Source organism: Acinetobacter sp. S54, assembly GCF_016624945.1.
Taxonomy (GTDB): Bacteria; Pseudomonadota; Gammaproteobacteria; order Pseudomonadales; family Moraxellaceae; genus Acinetobacter.
In genome coordinates this window covers 1-541 of sequence record NZ_JACVUI010000031.1, presented here as the reverse complement: position 1 = coordinate 541, position 541 = coordinate 1, and the positions used below count along the sequence as shown (strand labels likewise).

The following is a 541-nucleotide window of genomic DNA, read 5'->3' as shown; positions in this document are numbered from 1 at the left end:
ATGTAGCACCGATGACTGGAACGCTAAATTCAGGCGATAGCACGAATGATAAAACGCCAACCTTGACGGGTAATGTGGATCCATCTGGTTTGACCGATGGTAGCGTGGTAACAATCTATGATAATGGCAATGTTATCGGTACAGCTGTGATTACCGACCCAGCCACAGGCGTCTGGAGTTTTACACCATCGACTGATTTGAGCGAAGGTAATCATTCGCTAACAGTTGCTTTGGTTGATCCGGCCGGAAATAAAGGCAATGCTAGTCCTGCTTTTGATTTAATTGTAGACACCGTTGCACCGGCTTCGGGAACAATAAGTTTCAATAATTTGACTGACAGCGGTGTACAGGGAGATGGTATTACCAATGATAAAGCTTTTGACTTAAGTATTTCAGGTCAAGAAGCAGGAACAACTGTCGTTTATCAAGAGCTGATTGGGGGTACATGGACAGATTTAACGGGTCCAAATATTACAGAAGCAAGCGATGGTGAACATACTTATCGTGCAAAAGTAACTGATGCTGCGGGTAATGAAAGTAC

General features: G+C 43.8%; 1 protein-coding gene. It reads left to right on the top strand.

Annotation, left to right across the window (positions count from 1 at the left end):
- Positions 1-11 precede the first annotated feature (11 nt).
- Positions 12-541: Ig-like domain-containing protein (locus IAE20_RS16680; RefSeq protein WP_227612145.1), on the top strand; the 530-nt coding region annotated here is incomplete at its 3' end.